Genomic DNA, 16,928 nt, shown 5'->3' on the forward strand with positions numbered 1-16,928 from the left:
AACGCCGTAATTCGTAGTTGGTGATTCGTGATTCGAAAGAGCGCTGCCGTGCCGCGATCTGTGAGAGATGTCCGCTATTGCGAATCACCAATCACGAGTCACGAATCACAGCTCTTCAACCACCACGTTGCGGTTGGTATAGATACAGATGTCGCCGGCGATGTTGAGCGACTCGACGGCGACAGTGCGCGCGTCGAGTTCGGTATGCGCGAGCAGTGCGCGCGCGGCCGACAATGCGTAGGAGCCGCCGGAACCGATCGCGATGATGCCGTCGTCGGGCTCGATGATGTCGCCGTTGCCACTGATGATCAGCGAGGTCTCGGCATCGGCCACGGCGAGCAGCGCCTCGAGCTTTCCGTAGCGGCGATCAGTGCGCCAGTCCTTGACCAGCTCCACCGCGGCACGCACCAGCTGGCCGCCGTGCTGCTGCAACTTGCCTTCGAACAGTTCGAACAGGGTGAACGCATCGGCGGCAGCGCCGGCGAATCCGGCGAGCACCTTGCCGCCTTCGCCCAGGCGCCGCACCTTGCGCGCGTTGCCTTTCATGATGGTGTGGCCGAGCGTGACCTGGCCGTCGCCGGCGACGACAACCTTGCCGCCTTTTCGGATCGACACGATCGTCGTGGCGTGGAATACGTTGGGATTCTGGCTGGGGTCCATGCGGCCTCCAAGGATCGAATCCACTGGATGGGGCCGCTGCCCGGAGGATCAAGTCGCGGGCGATGTCCGCGGTATCGGGAACGCCGCGATCAGACCGCCGTATCGGACGCGCCGCCCCGCACACGCAGGTCGAGCAGGCGCCCGGCGCGGACGCCGAGCACGGTGGCGATGCCCGACAGCGCGATCGCCATCGCATGCGCGGCTGCGATCTCGCCGGTGGTGAACTGCCCGCCCGAGGCGCGCTGCACCACCAGCACGCTCGACACCCAGCCCACCGCCCACAGCACCAGCGCGGCGCGCATGAACGGTTGCCGTGCGGCGAATGCGCCCGCCGTCGAGGCGACGAGTGCGATCACGCCTGCCTGCAGCGCGGCGCCCATCGGCGACACGCCCGATGCCGACGGCGGAAACAGTGCCCCGGCCGCGAGGCCCAGCAGCATCTGCAGACAGACGGACACGGCCAGGCCGATGACGATGCGAAGATTCATGCGTGCTCCGGAAGACGGCTCAGGACTTGCGCCGCGCGCGTGGATGCGCGGCGTCGTAGACCTTGGCCAGGTGCTGGAAATCGAGATGGGTGTAGATCTGCGTGGTCGCGATGTCGGCGTGGCCCAGCAGTTCCTGCACGCCGCGCAGGTCGCCGGACGATTCCAGCACGTGACTGGCGAAGGAATGCCGCAGCAGATGCGGATGCACGCGCTTGAACAGGCCCTGCCGCTGGGCCAGCACACGCATGCGCAGTTGCACCGCGCGTGCCGTGATCGGGCCGCCGCTGCGACCGGGAAACACCGGTGTGTCCGAAGTCCCGCCACTGTCGGCCCGCCAGGCCGACAGCGCGGTGCGCGCATGCGTGCCCACCGGCACGCTGCGCTGCCGGCTGCCCTTGCCGAGCACGGTCACCAGACCGCCGTCGAGATCGAGATCGCGCCAGCGCAGGCCGACGAGTTCGGACAGGCGCAGGCCCGAGGAATAGAACAGCTCCAGCAGCGCGCGGTCGCGCAGGCCCAGCGGCGCGTCGACCGGCACCTCGACCAGCTGCGTGGCCTCGTCGACGTCGAGCACCTGCGGCAGCGCACGCGGCGCCTTCGGTCCGCGCACGCCGGCAGCCGGATTGGCCACCACGTGCCCGTGCTTGAGCAGCCACTGGTAGAAGCTGCGGCAGGCCGACAGGCGGCGCTGCAGGCTTTTCGGCGACAGCCCGCCGCGATGGCCGGCCGCGATGAAGGCGCGGATGTCGTCACCCTGCAGCGTGCGCAATTCACCGCGCCCTGCATCGCCGGTCCACGCGGTCAGCGCGGTCAGATCGCGCCGGTAGGCGTCCAGCGTATGCGCCGACATGCGCCGCTCCACCTCGAGGTGGGCCAGAAACGCTTCGACGTCGGCATGCATGGCCGGTCTCAGTCCGCGGCGAACCGCCGCATCGCGACCGCGAAGGCCTCGCCCATCATCCGCAGGAACAGCGTGCCCATGCCCGGGTAGAACCGGTTGGCATCGCGGCTGCCCACGGCGATCAGGCCGACACCTTCGAGCGGCAGCAGCGCGCTGGAATGCACCTCGTCCACGCGCGGGCCGTAGAGCAGCGACTGCTTGTCGGGATTGAGGCGGCCGCACAGCGGCTCCTCGTCCTTGAGGCAGTCGACGAAAGGCTGCAGCAGGCGGTCGTCGCGGGCGATGACCTGCAGCCAGTCGGCGTCGAGCCCGGGTACCGGCGAAAACAGCACGACCCGCACCAGATCGCCGTTGAAATCCTCGGCCAGTGTCGCGACCAGCGCGCGCACGGTATCGGCGGGATCGGACTGGCGCATCAGCGCCAGCGTCAGCTGGTGCGTGCGCACGGCGAGGCGTTCGTTCTCCTGCGAGATCGCATAGAGATCGCGCAGGCGCTTCGACAGCTCACGGTTCTTGTCGCGCAGCACGTCGAGCTGGTAACTCGCCAGCGACGCGGCAGGACCGTCCTCGCGCGGCACGACCAGGGTCAGCGCCAGATCCGGAAACTGCTGCAGGAACTTCGGCTGACGGCGCAGCCAGGCCGCGACCTCGTGGGCGCCGAGTTTTTCGGTGGTCTCGCTCATCTGGACAACTCCCCCTCGAAAACGAATGCGGCCGGACCGGCCATCGACAGCGTGACGTCGTCGGCCGGCCAGTCGATGTGCAGCGTGCCGCCCGGCAGCGAGACGGCGACCGACCGCGCGGTGCGGCCGCGACGCACCAGCACCGCGACCGCCGCGCAGGCGCCACTGCCGCAGGCCAGCGTCTCGCCGACGCCGCGCTCGAACACGCGCAGGCGGATGCGGTCGTCGGCCAGGACCTGGGCGAAGCCGACGTTGACCGATTCTGGAAACCACGACGAGGCCTGCAGCGCGCGGCCGATACGTTCGACCTGCGCGCCATCGACGTCGTCGACCTCGATCAGCGCGTGCGGATTGCCCATCGACGCCGCGCCGAACGCGAGCGTGCCGACGCCATCGACCGGCAGCGTATACAGCGGCTGCGCGGAATCGACACCGGCCATCGGGATGCGCGCGGGCACGAAGTCGGGCACGCCCATCGCGATGCGGTAGCCGTCGCCCGCGCGGGTCACAGCATGCAGGCCGGCCGGGCTTTCGAGCGCGAATGCATCGGTGGCGACGCCGTCGCGGACCAGCCACGCGGCCACGCAGCGCGCGCCGTTGCCGCACTGCTGCGAGGCGGAGCCGTCGGCGTTCCAGATCCGGTAGCGCGCCACCGCGTCCGCGCCCTGCGGCGCCTCGACGGTCAGGATCTGGTCGCAGCCGACGCCGGTATGGCGATCGGCCAGCGCGCGGCACAGGTCGGCATCGGGCGGCGGCGCATCGCCGCGCAGGTCCAGCACGACGAAGTCGTTGCCGGCCCCGTGCATCTTGGTGAAGCGCAATGGCGGTGGCGTACGGGACATCAGGGACGTCGTTGCGGGCGCGGGACGCGGTGCGTCCGGCCGGTCACGGGGTTCCGGTGGCGGCAGGCACGTCGCGGATCAGCGGAACGGCCGGCGTCGCCGGCGTCGTGGCCGGGCGGGTCGAGCCGTCGTCGCGGTCGGTGTCGGACTCCGTCGGCGGAGCGTCGTCGACCGCGTCCGTCTCGTCGTCCCAGTCGGCCTCGTCCTGCGCGTCCAGCTGTTCCTGGGTCGGGATCGAGCCCTTGAAGATGAAGCGGCCCCGGTCCTCGGGCGGCACCTGGGAGGGCTGCAGGAGATCGGCCTTGTTGCCGCAGGCGGACAGCAGCAGCGCGGCGACGGCGAGGGTCAGCGGGAGACGGATGTGCATGGCGCGGAGTGTAGCCCGGCGCCGCGATGCGGGACATCTCCGGCCGCGGCGAGCCGCGCCCCCGCACCAAGGGTCGGCCCCAGATTGTGGGCACTCCGGCGGCTGCCGACACTGGCGGCCTCCGCGTCGACAGGACCAGGCATGGGCATTCTGGATGGGCTGGGCAACGCCGCGTCCCAGGTCGGTGGCGTCTTCAAGGGCGCCGGCGAGACACTCTGGGAGACCGGCGAAGGCCTCGTGAGCCTCGGCGGCAACGCCCTGAAGACCGGCTACGACCTCGGCCCCGCAGGCTGGGCCGTCGACGGCGTCAGCGGCCTGTACGAACAGGCGACGGGCGACGCGCTCGATGCGCCCGAATGGCTGCCCTCGGCCGCCCGCGGGGGCGAACGCATGGAGGCGGCTGCCGAGGTCGCCTCCACCCTCGCCCGCAATCCGGGCCTGCTGGTCGACGCGGTTGTCGATCCGATCCGGGGCGACTGGCAGGCCGGCAACTATGGTGAAGCGATCGGTCGCGGCGCGACCGAACTGGTGCTGGCCGTGGTCGGCACCAAGGGCGTCGACAAGGCGGCCAAGGGCGCGAAAGTGGCCGATGCCGCCGATACCGCGGCCGATGCCGCGCGTGTCGCCGATCGCGCCGACAGCGCGGGCGATGCCGGCCGCACCACCGCTGCGCGCAATGCCGACGAGGCGGATCTGGGCGACATCCTGGCCGACGCCGAGACCGGCCGCAGCGTCGGCGGACGTCCGCTGCTCAGCTTCGATTCGATGGACGACTTCAACGTCGCCGCCAATGCCGCGCGGCCCGACACCGTCTACGAATTCGGCAACTACCGCTGGACCACCGACGACCAGGCGCGCGTCATCCGCGCCGAAGGCCGCGTGGATCTGGAACCCGTGGGTCGCAACGACGCCGGCCTGCAGCGCGAGATCGGCAACGAAGGCCGCGCGACCGACGTCGGCTTCCACGTCATCGCCGACCGTCTCGCCGGGCCGACCAACCGCCTGAACGTGGTGCCGGGCAACGGCAAGCCGATCGGCGACGGCCTGCCCAACCTCAACAACGGCGACTACAAACGCTTCGAAAACGAACTCGCGCGCCTCGCCGAGGCCGGGCACGACGTGGATATGCGGGTATCGCCCCAATACAATCCGGGGAACACCAGTTCCAGGCCCGATGTCTTCGTTGCGGAATATCGCGTGGACGGCGGCGACTGGATCGACCAGACCTTCCCCAACAAGTGATGCGACCGCGCCATGGATGATCTCAACGCCGCCTATGCCGACACCGTGCGTGCCGTCGCGGCGAGCGTGCGCGATGTGAACGACGGCGAATGGGGCGCGCGCGACTGGCTGCGTCTCGTGGTCGATTTCGAGTCGCTGTCCGAGGACGGCGGTGCGCCGCGCACCAGCAGCATCTCGTTCGCGATCGCGCGCGACGGCGACGGCCCGCTGGAGAAGGTCGCGTTCCGTCTCTCGCCCGAGGCGAAAGCCGGATTCGCGCAGATCGGCCGGATCATGCATGCGCAGAAGGGCCAGGACTGGACCACCAGCACGCTGGTCGTCGAACGCGACGGCCACTACGACTTCCAGTTCGCCTATACCCCGCCCTATCGCCTGTCGGGCACGCTCAATGACACCCGGTATCGCGACTATCTCGAGCGCTACAAGGCCGAGACCGGCGCGCGCTAGCGCCTCGTGGAAGCGCGCTCGCGCGCGACGGGGTGTTGCCGGTAGCGCCAATCGCGCGCGAGCGTGCCTTACGGAGTCAGGCCGCCGGCGGCTCCGGCCGGCACCATAGCCAGGCGGCCACCGCCGCCATGCACAGGATCGGCAGCGCGGTCATCCACCAGCGGTGCGCGGGAATCCACAGCATCAGCGCGAGCAGGATCGCGGCGCAGACGGTCATCGTGCCGCTGGCGAGCCACTTCGCGCGTCGGCTGACCGCACCATGCGCCTGCCAGTCGCGGATCGACGGGCCGAAGCGCGGATGCGCCAGCAGCCAGCGATGCAGTCGATCGGAGCCGCGCGACGCGGCCCAGGCCGCGATCAGTACGAACACGGTCGTCGGCAGGCCTGGCACGAAGACACCCACGATGCCCAGGCCCAGGCTGGCGTAGGCCAGCAGCCACCAGGCCCAGCGGAAGCGCGTGCGTCGTTGCATGACGCGCATTCTATGCGCGGCGCCCGTGCGTACCGGACGCCGCGGCCGGAACGGACTATTCGACGCGGGTCGCGTCCGGTACGCGCGCCGGATCGGCGGCGGACTGCGGCACGCGTCGGATCTCGCTGATGTCGTAGCCCAGCGCGCGGATGCGCTCGATGTGCGCGGTGTAGTCGGCTTCCGGAATCGACGGCGTGCGCGCCATCAGCCACACGTAGTCCCGCTTGCTGCGGCCGACGATGGTCTGCTGGTAGTCGTCGTCGAGGTACACGATCACGTACTCGGCCTTGATCGGCCAGACGAACTGCATGCCCCAGACCGCATTGCCGGTGCCTTCGCGCACGGTGCCGGTCGGATGCAGGGTCTTGATCTTCTCGTCGAAGCCGCCGTCGCGATAGCGGAAGGTCGTGTCGACCTTGCCGTCGTCGCGCAGCGTGTAGGTCTCGACCGAGTCGAAGGCCTCGCGCTCCAGGCGCGTGGGGATCTGCGCGATCACGTACCAGTCGCCCATGAACTTCGGCACGTCGACATGTGCGACGGGTGGAATCTGGTCTTTCACGTTGGCGCCTCCGCAAGCCGCGAGCATGCCGACGGCAACACCCGCGAGGATCAGGCCGGCGGCGTGGCGCCGGATCGAGGTGGTCATGAGAACGCTCCTGTCGTGAGTGCGATGCCGCCGACGCCTCAGGCGTCGCGCGCGAACCGGTAATGCGCGACCAGCCACTCGCGCCCGTGGTCGTATCCGAACAGTTCCGCGCACGACATCCAGAACATCCGCCAGCGCTGGAACCACAGCTTCGCGCCGTCGTGCCCGTACGCCTGCTCCAGCACCTGCATCACCGCATCCCGGTTGCGGTCCTGGTTGGCCAGCCAGTGGTCGGACGTGCGCTGGTAATGCGTGCCGTCGAGCAGCCAGCGCTGCTGCAGCGACAGGCCCTGCTGGAAATGCAGCAGGGTATCGGCTGCCGGCATCAGGCCACCGGTGAAGAAGTGCCGGCCCATCCAGTTGTCGTCGCCTTCGGTCTCGAAGGGATACATCAGCGTGCGGTGGGCGAAGATGTGCACGAACAGCTGGCCGCCCGGCTTGAGCCAGCTGCCGATGCGCTGCATCAGCAGCTGGTAATTGCGCATGTGCTCGAACATCTCGATCGACACCACGCGGTCGAAACGGCCAGCTTCGAGTTCCAGCTGGTTCACGTCGCGGGTGAGGATCCACACGTTGCGCAGCCCGCGTTCGCGGCACTGGGCCTCGATGTGCTCGCGTTGCGGCGTGGAGTTCGACACGGCGGTGATGCGCGCATTCGGATACCGCTCGGCCATCCACAGCGTCAACGAACCCCAGCCGCAGCCCAGCTCGAGGATCTCCTGACCATCGGCCAGCGCCGCGCGTTCGCCGTACAGCGCCAGCATCGCGTCTTCGGCCTGATCCAGCGTTTCGGTGCCGGTCGCGTAGTAGCAGCTGCTGTACTTGAAGCGCCGCCCCAGACACAGGCGGAAGAACGCGGGCGGCAGCTCGTAATGCTGCGCATTGGCGGCATCGGTGTGGATGGCGACCGGGCTGGTGCGCAGCGAATCGATCAGGGCGCCGTAGCGCTGCGACTGCGCTTCGATGTCGCCGGCGCGTTCTTCGTCGAGGCGCTGCGCGCACAGCCGGCGGATGCCCTGGCGCAGCAGCGCATCGGGCACCAGGCCACGTTCGGCCAGGCCGAGCAGGCCGGGTGCAGGCGCGTCATGCGCCAGTTCGGCGCGGGCCGTCGTCGTCATGCAGAGGGTCCTTTCGAGTCCTTGGGAAACCACGGGAACAGCATCGGTGTGGTGCGCTGGTAATCGCGGTAGTCGTCGCCGCGTGTGCGCAGCGCCTGCTGTTCGGTGTACGGAATGCCGCTGACGTAGCGCAGGAACAGATACATGACGACCGGCCCCGCCCAGGCCAGCCACCACAGCGGCGAACCGGCCGCCAGCACGACATAGGTCAGCCAGTGCAGCCATTCGAAGAAATAGTTGGGATGGCGCGAGTAGCGCCACAGGCCTTCGCGGCAGGTCCGGCCCTTGTTCGCGGGATCGGCGCGGAAGTCGGCCAGCTGCCGATCGGCCATCGCTTCGCCGCCGACACTGAACAGCCAGACGCCGATCGCCACCAGCAACCACGGCGATCCCGACGGATTGGCGGCCACCGCGATGAAGGGCAGCGAGAACAGCACGATCAGCACCGCCTGCGCCTGGAAGAACAGGAAGAACTTGCGCTGGTCGCCCTGCCAGTGCGTGCGCAGATAGGCGTAGCGGCCATCCTCGTCTTCGTGGCGCACGCGCTTCCACAGATGCGCCGCCAGTCGCGCGCCCCACAGCAGGCCGAGCACCGCGAGCAGGATCCGCGGCAGGGCCGCGCCCGTACCCAGCGTTGCCGCCAGTACCGCGGCAACGCCCACGCCCGTCGCCCAGACGACATCGACGATGCCGGCGTTGCTGCGGCGACGCTGCCACTGCCACGCGCCAGTCATCGCAGCCGCTGCAGCCACCCATATCACCAGCAGCGTCAGCCAGGGCGCGCTCATGCGCGCACGCCCTGGACGCGCACGTGTCCCGGTTTGCCGAGCAGCAGATGGGCGACGCCGATCGAGCGCTCACGGAAGCCGCCCTCGCAGTACGCCAGGTAGAACTCCCACATGCGCACGAAGCGTGCGTCGAAGCCCTGCGCGCGCACGTCGGGCAGCCGCGCGAGAAACCGTTCGCGCCAGGCCTGCAGCGTCCGCGCGTAGGACGGTCCGAAATCGTCGAGCTGCAGCAGCTGCAGGTCGCTGGCCGCGGTCTTGGCCTGCAGCATCGCCGACACCGACGGGATGAAGCTGCCGGGGAAAATGAAGCGCTTGATGAAGTCCACCGAATCGCGCGCCTGCACGTAGCGGTGGTCTTCGATGGTGATCGCCTGCACCAGCCCCAGGCCGTCCGGCTCGAGCAGGCTGCCGAGCTTGCCGAAATAGGTGTCGAGGTACTGCGCGCCGATGGCTTCGATCATCTCGATCGACACCAGCTTGTCGTAGGTGCCTTCGAGATCGCGATAGTCCTGCAGCAGCAGGGTCACGCGTTCCTGCAGACCGGCTTCGGCGATCCGCGCGCTCGCCAGCGCGTGCTGCTCGCGCGAGATCGTCGTCGTGGTGACATGGCAGCCGTAGTGCTGCGCGGCGTGCAGCGCGAAGCCGCCCCAGCCGGTGCCGATTTCGATCACGCGGTCGCCGGGCTGCAGCGCCAGCCGTTCGCAGATGCGGTCGAGCTTGCGCGTGGACGCCGTCTCCAGCGTGTCGCCGTCGCGCTCGAACAGCGCGGACGAATACATCAGGTCGGGCGACAGAAACAGCGAGAAGAAATCGTTGCCAAGGTCGTAGTGAGCGGCGATGTTGCGGCGACTGCCGTCCCGCGTGTTCCGGCGCAGCGCGTTCCAGCCGCGCAGTGCCAGGCCGCCCGCGCGCGCCAGTCCGGTCTCCATGCCGTCGAGCAGATCGCGATTGCGTACCAGCAGCCGGACCAGGCCCACGAGATCGTCGCACTGCCAGTGACCGTCCATGTAGGCCTCGCCGGCGCCGACGCTGCCGGACGCGGCGAGCATCCGGTAGAACGCCGGTGCATGCACCCGTACGGTGATCGGACGCGTGCTGCGGGCATCGCCATAGATTTCGGTGCCTAGGCCGTCCTCGACGCGCAGCGCGCCATGACGCAGCCGGGCGAAGGTGCCCAGCAGACGCGTGCGCAGCATCCGGTCGAGCGCGCCATAGGTGCGCGGGGCCGCGTCGGCGACGAGATCGTTCATGCAGGTGTGTCCTCGCGCGGCGCGCGTCCATGTGCGGGGTGGTCGTGGATCGGCGTGCGCTTGAGCCACAGCCGCAGCGCCTGCCAGTGGATCGCGCCGACCACCTGCGCGGTCATCGCGGGGTAGCGCCACAGCGTGCGCGCCAGCGACGCGCCGTCGAGCGGACGCCGGCGCAGCGCCAGCGTCGCGTCGAACTCGCGCGTCTCGCCCTGCATGACGTCCATGTGCACCAGCAGGTCTTCGCGCGGCGGCGTGAAGCGCCAGCGGTAGCCGCGGTCCATCGCCATGAACGGCGACACGTGGAAGGCCTTGTCGAACGACCATTCCAGCGCACGCCCGCGGTGCTCGGCCGTCCCGACCGGCAACACGTAGGCATGGCGCTCGCCCCAGGGCGTGTTGGTGATCTCGGCGACGATCGTGTCGAGCGTCGCTCCGTCGGCCCGGTAGCAGTAATAGAAGCTCACCGGATTGAACACGTGGCCGAAGTAGCGCAGATGCGTCAGCAGCCGGATCGGGCCGTCGGGCGTGTGACCGGTCGCGGTCTGGACGCGTCCACGCACGGCGTCGGCAAGCGACAGGTTCGCCGGCCCCATGTAATCCGCGCGCCGGAACTGGGCGACGTTGAAGCGCCGGCTCGACCACAGCCAGCGCCGGTCGAAGACGTGATCCACTTCGTCGAGATCCAGCCACAGCTGGGCCATGCGGTACCGGAACGCATGCGCCTGCGGCGTGTGCCGGCGATGCCGGACCACGCCTTCGTAGACTGCGCTGGCCGGCGCGGCGCGCCGGTTCATGGCGATGCCCATGCCACATCACCGGCGGAGACGGGCGCGCTGTGCGCAGCGCGCGTTTCGGGCGCGGCGTCACGCAAGGGCCCGAGGTCGAACGCGCGGGCCACGTGCGCGGCGCTGCGGATGCCGTCCTCGTGGAAGCCCCAGCCCCAGTAGGCGCCGGCGTACCAGGTGTGGCGCACGCCCTGGATCTCGTCGACACGCTGCTGCGCGGCAACCGCCGCGGCATCGTGCACGGGATGCATGTACTGCATGCGGCGCAGGATTCTGTCCGGATCGATCGCCTCGCTGCGGTTGAGGGTGACGACCAGCGGCTCGGGCGCATCGATGCCCTGCAGCAGGTTCATGCAGTAGCTCACCGTGCAGGCGTCCGTCGGCGAGGCCGGCACATGCGCGTTCCAGGCCGCCCAGGCTTTGCGGCTGCGCGGCAGCAGGCGTGCATCGGTGTGCAGCACCACGTCGTTGGCCTGGTAGCGGATGGCGCCGAGGATCTCGCGTTCCGGCGCATCGGCATCGGCCAGCAGCGCGAGGGCCTGATCGCTGTGGCAGGCGAGTACCACGCGGTCGAAACGTTCGCTGCCGGCGCCGGAATCGATCGTCACCCCGTCCGCGTCGCGGCGGATCGCGTGCACCGCGCAGCCGATGCGTTCGTGCACACGCCAGCGCGCGCGCAGGGCGTCGATGTAGCGGCTCGAGCCGCCCTCCACCACCCGCCATTCCGGACGTCCGTCGATCTGCAGCATCTGGTGGTTGGCCATGAACTGGACGAGATAGCGCGCCGGAAACTCGAGGATGCGCTGCGACGGCGACGACCACAGCGCCGACGCCATCGGCACCAGATGCTCATCACGGAACGCTGCGCCGTAACCGCCCGCATCGAGCCAGGCGCCCAGTGTCGGCCCGGCGTCGTCGCCGTCGAGCAGGGCCGGCGCCTCGCGGTAGAACCGCGCCAGGTCGCGCAGCATGCCGAGGAAGCGCGGCGACAGCAGGTTGCGGCGCTGGCAGAACAGGCCATCGAGCGAGGTCGCGTTGTACTCCACGCCGCTCGCTTCGCTGTGCACGGAGAAACTCATCGTGGTCGGCTTCGACGCCACGTCCAGCGTGTCGAACAGTCCCGATAGCAGCGGGTAGTGGCGCCGGTTGAACACGATGAAACCGGTATCCACCGCGTAGTCGCGCCCCTGCAGGTGCACGTCGTGGGTATGAGTGTGCCCGCCGAGCCGCGGCTGCGATTCGAACAGCGTCACCGCATGGCGCTGCGACAGCCACCACGCACTGGCCAGCCCGGCGATGCCGGACCCCACGACCGCGATGCGCAGGCTCATGCGCGCGCCTTCGCGTGCACCCAGGCCGGCACGGGCTTGAGGTCACGCACGAGTCCCAGCCACGACATCGCCTTGAGGCCGTAGAAAGTCAGATCGATTTCCCACCAGCGGAAGCCCTGCCGCACGCTGCCGGGGAAGAAGTGATGGTTGTTGTGCCAGCCCTCGCCGAACGTCAGCAGCGCCAGCCAGAGATTGTTGCGACTGTCGTCGCCGGTCTCGAAGCGCTGCCGGCCGAAGCGATGCGCCAGCGAGTTGATCGTCACCGTCGCGTGGAACAGCACGACAGTCGAGACGAAGAATCCCCAGACCAGCATCTGCCCGCCACTGGTGCCGAGTCCCGGCGCCACGCGCTCGAGCACGGCGCCGAGGCCGTACAGCGCCGCGGCCAGCAGCACCGGCACGAGGGTGTCGTAGCGGTCGAGCCAGCGCAGTTCGGGATACTTCGCCAGATCCGGAATCCGCGACCAGTCGGTGCGGAATCCTTCGCGGGTCAGAAACCAGCCGACGTGGCTGCGCCAGAAGCCATGCACGCGCGGCGAATGCGGATCGAGCGCGGTCTCGGTGTGACGGTGGTGGTTGCGGTGATGCGCCGCCCACCACAGCGGACCGCGCTGCACGCTGGACGCGCCGACCAGGGCGCCTGCGAACTGGACGACGCGCGAGGTGCGGAACGTGCGGTGCGAGAAATAGCGATGGTAGAAGCCGGTGATCGCGAACATGCGCACGGCATACAGGGTGACGGCCACGATCACCGCGACAGGCGACACGCCGACCCAGAACACCGCCAGGCATGCGATGTGCATCGCGACGAACGGCACTGCGCGCATCCAGTCGACGCGATCGCCGTCATCGTCGCCTGTGGCGACCGCCTCGGTATCGAACCAGCGACGCAGGGTCGCAATGGGCGAGCGCGACGGCGGCGACACGCCGGGGGCGTGCGGTCTGGACATGGGGGCTCCTGCGGATACGGCGTGCAGGAGATACGGTCAGGCGTGAAATCCGGATGCAGGCCCCGCAGCGCGCGCGTCAGATGCGCTGCAGCGTGCCGCTGGCGACGACCGGACCGGTGGGCGCGCCCTGCGGTGCGCCGCCTTCGGGTTCCAGCGTGATCGCGAGCGTGGAGCCGGCCACCAGCGCGGCGAGCAGGCCTTCGGGCACGTCGACCGAATGCGAACTGTCGTTGGACACCAGACCCAGCGACGCAGGCGCGCCGCCTTCGGGAATGAGCCACAGCTCGGCCACGCGTCCCTGCGCATCGGCCGGCGTCGGCACCGGCACCATCAGCACGCGGCCATGCGCGGGATCGACCGAGGCCAGCCAGCCCGGCGTGCCGTCCTCGTGCGCGAGCGTGGTGACCGGCAACGGCACCGCAGGCGCAGTGTCGACCGGCGGCGCAGGCGGCGGGGTCACCGCGACCGGCGTCGTGCGGGTGTCGTCGACCGGCGTGCGGCCTGCCAGCATCGCCACGACCGCGAGCACCGCGGCAAGCGCGGCGGTCGCACGCCAGAAGCCGGTGCTGTGCCAGAGACCGCTGCGCACCGGGGCCACCGGCGCCCAGCCGAGTTCGCTGCGGATCCGCGGCCACACATGGGCCGGCACCTCGGCGTCGGGATAGGCCTCGAACCACGGCGCCAGACGCCGCTGCCAGTCGTCGACCAGACGCGCGAAGCCCGGATCGCGCGCGATGCGCGTTTCGGCATCGGCGCGCTGCGCGGCATCCAGCACACCCAGCACGTACTCGCCGGCGAACACGTCGGCGCGCGGCGGCTCCGGGCCGCCCGCGTCGTCGATGTCGAAATCGATATCGCGCACGTTCATTGCTCCAGGCACACCCGCAGCTGCAGCAGCCCGCGGCGGATCCAGCTCTTCACCGAGCCCAGCGGAGACCCGGCGCGTTGCGCGAGTTCCTCGTAGGTCGATCCGTCGTAAAAGGCTGCCCGGATCAGGCCGCGACGGCGCGGCTCCAGCGTCGCGAAGCAGGCGTCGAGCCGCGCGCGGTCGTCGGCGCGGGCGCTGGCTTCCACCGGCGTGTCGGCATCGTCGGGCATCGCCTCGACCAGCTCGACCGGGGCCAGCTGCACATTGGGCCGCGCGCGGATGCGGTCGATCGCGGTATTGCGTGCGACGGTCGCCAGCCACGTCGCAGCGCCCGCGCGGGCGGCATCGAACTGGCCGGCCTTGCGCCACACGCGCACGAAGGCTTCCTGCAAGGCGTCCTCGGCTTCGTCGCGGTCGTGCAGCACGCGGACGCAGATGCCGAGCAGCCGCGACGCACTGGCGCGATACAGCGCTTCGAACGCGTCACGGTCGCCTTCGGCGACGCGCATCAGCCAGTGGTCGAGACCGGGACCGGTCGACGCCAGGGTCGCCTCGTGTTGGGACATCCGCGCTGCGCACCCGTGAAGTGGACCGTCCGCCATCCTCACCGCGGGCCCGGCTTTGCGCAAGCGCGGCGCCCGGGCCACCGGCAGTGGCGCAGCCTGCATCCTCGATCGCACCTGCCTGCCCGCGCCGCGACAGGCACCTGCAGCGCCGCTGCGCGCGCGTGCCGAACCGGCGATGGACCCGCGCCGATTGCGCGACGACGCGTGCCGGATCGCGTAACGCGGCAGATGGCGGTGCACACCCGTGCGCGGGCGGACAGCGAGCGGAACAGTGGTCGGCATGCGGGTCTCTGCGGACTGGATTCACGCAGGGATACGCGCGCCGGGGCGCAGTCGGATGCAGCCGCTCAGCGCGCGTCCACCGCCTGCCGCGCCAGCGCCGGATCGTCGGCGAACAGTCCGTCCACGCCCGCGTCGATGAAGGCCTGCATCTCGACGACGGCGCCGCGCGGGTTGCGCGCATCCGCGGCGCCGCTGCGCAGCGCACGCGGCAGATAGGGATTTTCGGGGCGGAAGGTATAGGGCATCACCTGCAGCCCCGCGGCGTGCGCATCGGCGATCAGCGTGCCGCCTTCGAGACGGCCGTCGCGCCGCACCTCGCCGATCTGCGATTTGTGCGGGCCGAGCAACTGCGCGTATTGCGCGACCTCGTGCAGTCCGTCCGGCGTGAGCATATCGGCGTAACGCAGCTTGCCGCCGCCGGCGACCACATCGGCCGGACGCTGGCGCGGCTCGCCCACCAGCTGCAGCAGGCGCAGGCGCGGCCACGTCTCAGGCTGCATCGCACGCAGGGTGCGCAGGCTGCCGGGTTCGAACGATTGCACCACCAGCGGTACGCGCGCGGCGATGTCGTGCTTGCCCAGCACATCCAGCAGCGCCGGCTCGAGCGGCATCCCGAGCGCGCGGAAATGGGTGGAATGCTTGAGCTCGGGAATCAGCCCGACCTCGCGCCCGTGGATGCGCACCAGGTCGTCGAGCAGCACCAGGATCTCATGCAACGTGGGCACGGCGAATGCGCGGTCGTACCAGATGCCGCGCAGTGCGGGCAGCGGCTCGCGCGCCCGCAGCGTCTTCAGTTCGGCCAGGCTGAAGTCTTCGGTGAACCAGCCGCTGACCTCGACGCCGTCGATGCGCTGCGTCCGGCGAACTGCGGATGCTGGGCGACATCGGTCGTGCCGCCGATCTCGTTCTCGTGACGCGCGACCAGCACGCCATCGCGGGTCATCACCAGATCGGGCTCGATGAAATCGGCGCCGTCCTCGACCGCGCGCCGGTAGGCGGCCAGCGTGTGTTCGGGCATGCGCGCGCTCGCGCCGCGATGCGCGATCACCGCGACGCGTGTCTCCGCATCGGTGGGCGTTGCGGCCCGGGCTGGATCGATGGACATGGCGGCAGTGGCGGCGAGCAGCAACGGAATGAGGACGGACGGACGGGGCATCGGGGCGCTGGCAGGTGGGGGGCGGCCGATGCTGCCAGCGGCAGATGTCAGGCCGGCGACGCGATGCCGATTGCCGCGCCGCCGGCCACGTTCGACAATGCACGCATGGACATCTTCAAGGTTTTCACCCTCGAGGCCGCGCACCGGCTGCCCAATGTGCCGCCCGGCCACAAATGCGCCCGGCTGCACGGACATTCGTTCCAGGTGGAAGTCCATGTCTCGGGCACGCCCGGGGCCGAGACCGGCTGGATCATGGATTTCGGCGATCTCAAGGCCGCGTTCGCGCCGCTGTACGCGCAGCTCGACCACCACTATCTCAACGAGATTCCGGGGCTGGAGAATCCGACCAGCGAGGTTCTCGCCATGTGGATCTGGGATCGACTGCTGCCCACGCTGCCGGGCCTGAGCGCGATCGTGATTCGCGAGACCTGCACCTCCGGCTGTCGCTACACGGGACCGGCCACTGCCGCCTAAGCCGTTGATCCGGAACGCATTGATCCGGAATCCCTGAACAGGGATCGACCGTTCGTCGGACTTTTGTTGCATTGCAACATCCGATCATTATGCTGCACTGCACAAACCCGGCAGATCGCCGGCCCACGCAGGTAACCGCCATGTCCTACCAGTTCAACGAGCAGTTCGCCGCCGCGTCGCGCCAGTTCGCCGATGCCGCTTCCCACATCAACCATGTCGCGCTGGAAAACGTCGAGAAGATCCTCGGCCTCCACGTGTCGACCTTCAGCGAGAACGCCAACGCCACCTTCGCATTCGCCAGCCAGGCGATCGAAGTGCGCGACCTCGACGGCTTCAAGGCCCTGTGGCCGAAGGGCGCGCAGGTCGCCCGCGAGAACGTCGAGCGTCTCGTCAGTGCCGGCCAGGAAACCATTGGCCACACGGTGAAGACCCAGGAAGCGTTCGCCGATCTCGCCCGCTCGCAGGTCGAGTCGACCACCGCCAACGTCCGCGCCGAGGCCGAGAAGGTCGCCAAGGCTGCGACCAAGGCCACCAAGCGCTGAGCCATCCACGGCGGAGCCACTCCGCCGACTGCACATCTGGGCGATCCCTCCCTCGCCCGGGTCTGACCCG

General features: G+C 69.6%; 20 protein-coding genes and 1 pseudogene. 4 read left to right on the top strand and 17 right to left on the bottom strand.

Translation table 11 applies throughout. The annotated features are described in order from the left end of the window. Window positions 1-105: 105 nt before the first annotated feature. The 6 genes from hslV to AC3A5K_RS08170 all read right to left on the bottom strand — a co-directional run bounded on the left by hslV (window position 106) and on the right by AC3A5K_RS08170 (window position 3,941). Window positions 106-660 carry an ATP-dependent protease subunit HslV gene (gene hslV / locus AC3A5K_RS08145; RefSeq protein WP_159680638.1) on the bottom strand — a complete coding sequence of 185 codons (555 nt, stop codon included), beginning with the start codon at window positions 658-660 and terminating at the stop codon, window positions 106-108. 89 nt (window positions 661-749) lie between these two features. Beyond that, window positions 750-1,148: a hypothetical protein gene (locus AC3A5K_RS08150; RefSeq protein WP_487616987.1), complete on the bottom strand. Its 399-nt coding sequence runs from the start codon at window positions 1,146-1,148 to the stop codon at window positions 750-752. A gap of 19 nt (window positions 1,149-1,167) precedes the next feature. Then, complete coding sequence (gene xerC / locus AC3A5K_RS08155; protein WP_487616988.1) at window positions 1,168-2,049, bottom strand: tyrosine recombinase XerC; 882 nt, start codon at window positions 2,047-2,049, stop codon at window positions 1,168-1,170. 8 nt (window positions 2,050-2,057) lie between these two features. Continuing rightward, window positions 2,058-2,732 carry a DUF484 family protein gene (locus AC3A5K_RS08160; RefSeq protein ID WP_487616989.1) on the bottom strand — a complete coding sequence of 225 codons (675 nt, stop codon included), beginning with the start codon at window positions 2,730-2,732 and terminating at the stop codon, window positions 2,058-2,060. Continuing rightward, window positions 2,729-3,574: a diaminopimelate epimerase gene (gene dapF / locus AC3A5K_RS08165; protein ID WP_487616990.1), complete on the bottom strand. Its 846-nt coding sequence runs from the start codon at window positions 3,572-3,574 to the stop codon at window positions 2,729-2,731. Before dapF ends, AC3A5K_RS08160 begins: the two co-directional genes overlap by 4 nt. A 43-nt stretch (window positions 3,575-3,617) precedes the next feature. After that, on the bottom strand, window positions 3,618-3,941 hold the full coding sequence (locus tag AC3A5K_RS08170; protein ID WP_487616991.1) for a hypothetical protein: 324 nt from the start codon (window positions 3,939-3,941) through the stop codon (window positions 3,618-3,620). Window positions 3,942-4,082: 141 nt separating this feature from the next. On the opposite strand from AC3A5K_RS08170, the gene AC3A5K_RS08175 reads away from it, so the two are divergent. After that, window positions 4,083-5,183, top strand: coding sequence for a DNA/RNA non-specific endonuclease (locus AC3A5K_RS08175; RefSeq protein WP_487616992.1), 1,101 nt, complete (start codon window positions 4,083-4,085; stop codon window positions 5,181-5,183). Window positions 5,184-5,195: 12 nt separating this feature from the next. Next, window positions 5,196-5,630: a hypothetical protein gene (locus AC3A5K_RS08180; RefSeq protein ID WP_487616993.1), complete on the top strand. Its 435-nt coding sequence runs from the start codon at window positions 5,196-5,198 to the stop codon at window positions 5,628-5,630. Between the two features lie 76 nt (window positions 5,631-5,706). On the opposite strand, the gene AC3A5K_RS08185 is transcribed toward AC3A5K_RS08180, so the two are convergent. From AC3A5K_RS08185 to AC3A5K_RS08235, 11 genes and pseudogenes are all read right to left on the bottom strand, one after another. Further along, window positions 5,707-6,102 (bottom strand): YbaN family protein, encoded by a 396-nt coding sequence (locus AC3A5K_RS08185; RefSeq protein ID WP_487616994.1) that lies wholly within the window; start codon window positions 6,100-6,102, stop codon window positions 5,707-5,709. Window positions 6,103-6,157: 55 nt separating this feature from the next. After that, window positions 6,158-6,748, bottom strand: coding sequence for a lipocalin family protein (locus AC3A5K_RS08190; protein WP_487616995.1), 591 nt, complete (start codon window positions 6,746-6,748; stop codon window positions 6,158-6,160). A gap of 38 nt (window positions 6,749-6,786) precedes the next feature. Then, window positions 6,787-7,866: an SAM-dependent methyltransferase gene (locus AC3A5K_RS08195; RefSeq protein ID WP_487616996.1), complete on the bottom strand. Its 1,080-nt coding sequence runs from the start codon at window positions 7,864-7,866 to the stop codon at window positions 6,787-6,789. Next, entirely contained in the window at window positions 7,863-8,600 is a 738-nt protein-coding gene (locus AC3A5K_RS08200; protein WP_487617083.1) for a DUF1295 domain-containing protein, read from the bottom strand. The genes AC3A5K_RS08195 and AC3A5K_RS08200 overlap by 4 nt, the downstream gene beginning before the upstream one ends. A gap of 50 nt (window positions 8,601-8,650) precedes the next feature. Then, on the bottom strand, window positions 8,651-9,904 hold the full coding sequence (locus tag AC3A5K_RS08205; protein ID WP_487616997.1) for a class I SAM-dependent methyltransferase: 1,254 nt from the start codon (window positions 9,902-9,904) through the stop codon (window positions 8,651-8,653). Beyond that, window positions 9,901-10,710 (bottom strand): DUF1365 domain-containing protein, encoded by an 810-nt coding sequence (locus tag AC3A5K_RS08210; RefSeq protein WP_487616998.1) that lies wholly within the window; start codon window positions 10,708-10,710, stop codon window positions 9,901-9,903. Before AC3A5K_RS08210 ends, AC3A5K_RS08205 begins: the two co-directional genes overlap by 4 nt. Further along, window positions 10,695-12,014 carry an NAD(P)/FAD-dependent oxidoreductase gene (locus AC3A5K_RS08215; RefSeq protein WP_487617084.1) on the bottom strand — a complete coding sequence of 440 codons (1,320 nt, stop codon included), beginning with the start codon at window positions 12,012-12,014 and terminating at the stop codon, window positions 10,695-10,697. Before AC3A5K_RS08215 ends, AC3A5K_RS08210 begins: the two co-directional genes overlap by 16 nt. 2 nt (window positions 12,015-12,016) lie before the next feature. Then, entirely contained in the window at window positions 12,017-12,970 is a 954-nt protein-coding gene (locus AC3A5K_RS08220; RefSeq protein ID WP_487616999.1) for an acyl-CoA desaturase, read from the bottom strand. 76 nt (window positions 12,971-13,046) lie between these two features. Continuing rightward, window positions 13,047-13,838, bottom strand: coding sequence for an anti-sigma factor (locus AC3A5K_RS08225; protein WP_487617000.1), 792 nt, complete (start codon window positions 13,836-13,838; stop codon window positions 13,047-13,049). Beyond that, entirely contained in the window at window positions 13,835-14,404 is a 570-nt protein-coding gene (locus AC3A5K_RS08230; protein ID WP_487617001.1) for a sigma-70 family RNA polymerase sigma factor, read from the bottom strand. The genes AC3A5K_RS08225 and AC3A5K_RS08230 overlap by 4 nt, the downstream gene beginning before the upstream one ends. 347 nt (window positions 14,405-14,751) lie before the next feature. Beyond that, a pseudogene (locus AC3A5K_RS08235) lies at window positions 14,752-15,842 on the bottom strand (glycerophosphodiester phosphodiesterase family protein). 105 nt (window positions 15,843-15,947) lie between these two features. On the opposite strand from AC3A5K_RS08235, the gene queD reads away from it, so the two are divergent. Both queD and AC3A5K_RS08245 read left to right on the top strand, forming a co-directional pair. Next, window positions 15,948-16,316 carry a 6-carboxytetrahydropterin synthase QueD gene (gene queD / locus AC3A5K_RS08240; RefSeq protein ID WP_487617002.1) on the top strand — a complete coding sequence of 123 codons (369 nt, stop codon included), beginning with the start codon at window positions 15,948-15,950 and terminating at the stop codon, window positions 16,314-16,316. A 140-nt stretch (window positions 16,317-16,456) separates the two neighbouring features. Further along, the gene (locus AC3A5K_RS08245; RefSeq protein ID WP_487617003.1) at window positions 16,457-16,858 is read left to right on the top strand and encodes a phasin family protein; all 402 of its coding nucleotides are present in this window, start codon (window positions 16,457-16,459) and stop codon (window positions 16,856-16,858) included. Window positions 16,859-16,928: the final 70 nt, after the last annotated feature.

This window comes from Luteimonas sp. Soil_C_5 (assembly GCF_057656615.1).

Excerpts from the sequence above, each read along its gene's own strand:
- queD (WP_487617002.1), top strand. The coding sequence starts at position 15,948 with ATGGACATCTTCAAGGTTTTCACCCTCGAGGCCGCGCACCGGCTGCCC.
- dapF (WP_487616990.1), bottom strand. The coding sequence starts at position 3,574 with ATGTCCCGTACGCCACCGCCATTGCGCTTCACCAAGATGCACGGGGCC.
- AC3A5K_RS08160 (WP_487616989.1), bottom strand. The coding sequence starts at position 2,732 with ATGAGCGAGACCACCGAAAAACTCGGCGCCCACGAGGTCGCGGCCTGG.
- hslV (WP_159680638.1), bottom strand. The coding sequence starts at position 660 with ATGGACCCCAGCCAGAATCCCAACGTATTCCACGCCACGACGATCGTG.
- AC3A5K_RS08245 (WP_487617003.1), top strand. The coding sequence starts at position 16,457 with ATGTCCTACCAGTTCAACGAGCAGTTCGCCGCCGCGTCGCGCCAGTTC.
- AC3A5K_RS08220 (WP_487616999.1), bottom strand. The coding sequence starts at position 12,970 with ATGTCCAGACCGCACGCCCCCGGCGTGTCGCCGCCGTCGCGCTCGCCC.
- xerC (WP_487616988.1), bottom strand. The coding sequence starts at position 2,049 with ATGCATGCCGACGTCGAAGCGTTTCTGGCCCACCTCGAGGTGGAGCGG.
- AC3A5K_RS08180 (WP_487616993.1), top strand. The coding sequence starts at position 5,196 with ATGGATGATCTCAACGCCGCCTATGCCGACACCGTGCGTGCCGTCGCG.
- AC3A5K_RS08205 (WP_487616997.1), bottom strand. The coding sequence starts at position 9,904 with ATGAACGATCTCGTCGCCGACGCGGCCCCGCGCACCTATGGCGCGCTC.
- AC3A5K_RS08225 (WP_487617000.1), bottom strand. The coding sequence starts at position 13,838 with ATGAACGTGCGCGATATCGATTTCGACATCGACGACGCGGGCGGCCCG.
- AC3A5K_RS08210 (WP_487616998.1), bottom strand. The coding sequence starts at position 10,710 with ATGGGCATCGCCATGAACCGGCGCGCCGCGCCGGCCAGCGCAGTCTAC.
- AC3A5K_RS08170 (WP_487616991.1), bottom strand. The coding sequence starts at position 3,941 with ATGCACATCCGTCTCCCGCTGACCCTCGCCGTCGCCGCGCTGCTGCTG.
- AC3A5K_RS08150 (WP_487616987.1), bottom strand. The coding sequence starts at position 1,148 with ATGAATCTTCGCATCGTCATCGGCCTGGCCGTGTCCGTCTGTCTGCAG.
- AC3A5K_RS08190 (WP_487616995.1), bottom strand. The coding sequence starts at position 6,748 with ATGACCACCTCGATCCGGCGCCACGCCGCCGGCCTGATCCTCGCGGGT.
- AC3A5K_RS08185 (WP_487616994.1), bottom strand. The coding sequence starts at position 6,102 with ATGCAACGACGCACGCGCTTCCGCTGGGCCTGGTGGCTGCTGGCCTAC.
- AC3A5K_RS08175 (WP_487616992.1), top strand. The coding sequence starts at position 4,083 with ATGGGCATTCTGGATGGGCTGGGCAACGCCGCGTCCCAGGTCGGTGGC.
- AC3A5K_RS08200 (WP_487617083.1), bottom strand. The coding sequence starts at position 8,600 with ATGACTGGCGCGTGGCAGTGGCAGCGTCGCCGCAGCAACGCCGGCATC.
- AC3A5K_RS08230 (WP_487617001.1), bottom strand. The coding sequence starts at position 14,404 with ATGTCCCAACACGAGGCGACCCTGGCGTCGACCGGTCCCGGTCTCGAC.
- AC3A5K_RS08195 (WP_487616996.1), bottom strand. The coding sequence starts at position 7,866 with ATGACGACGACGGCCCGCGCCGAACTGGCGCATGACGCGCCTGCACCC.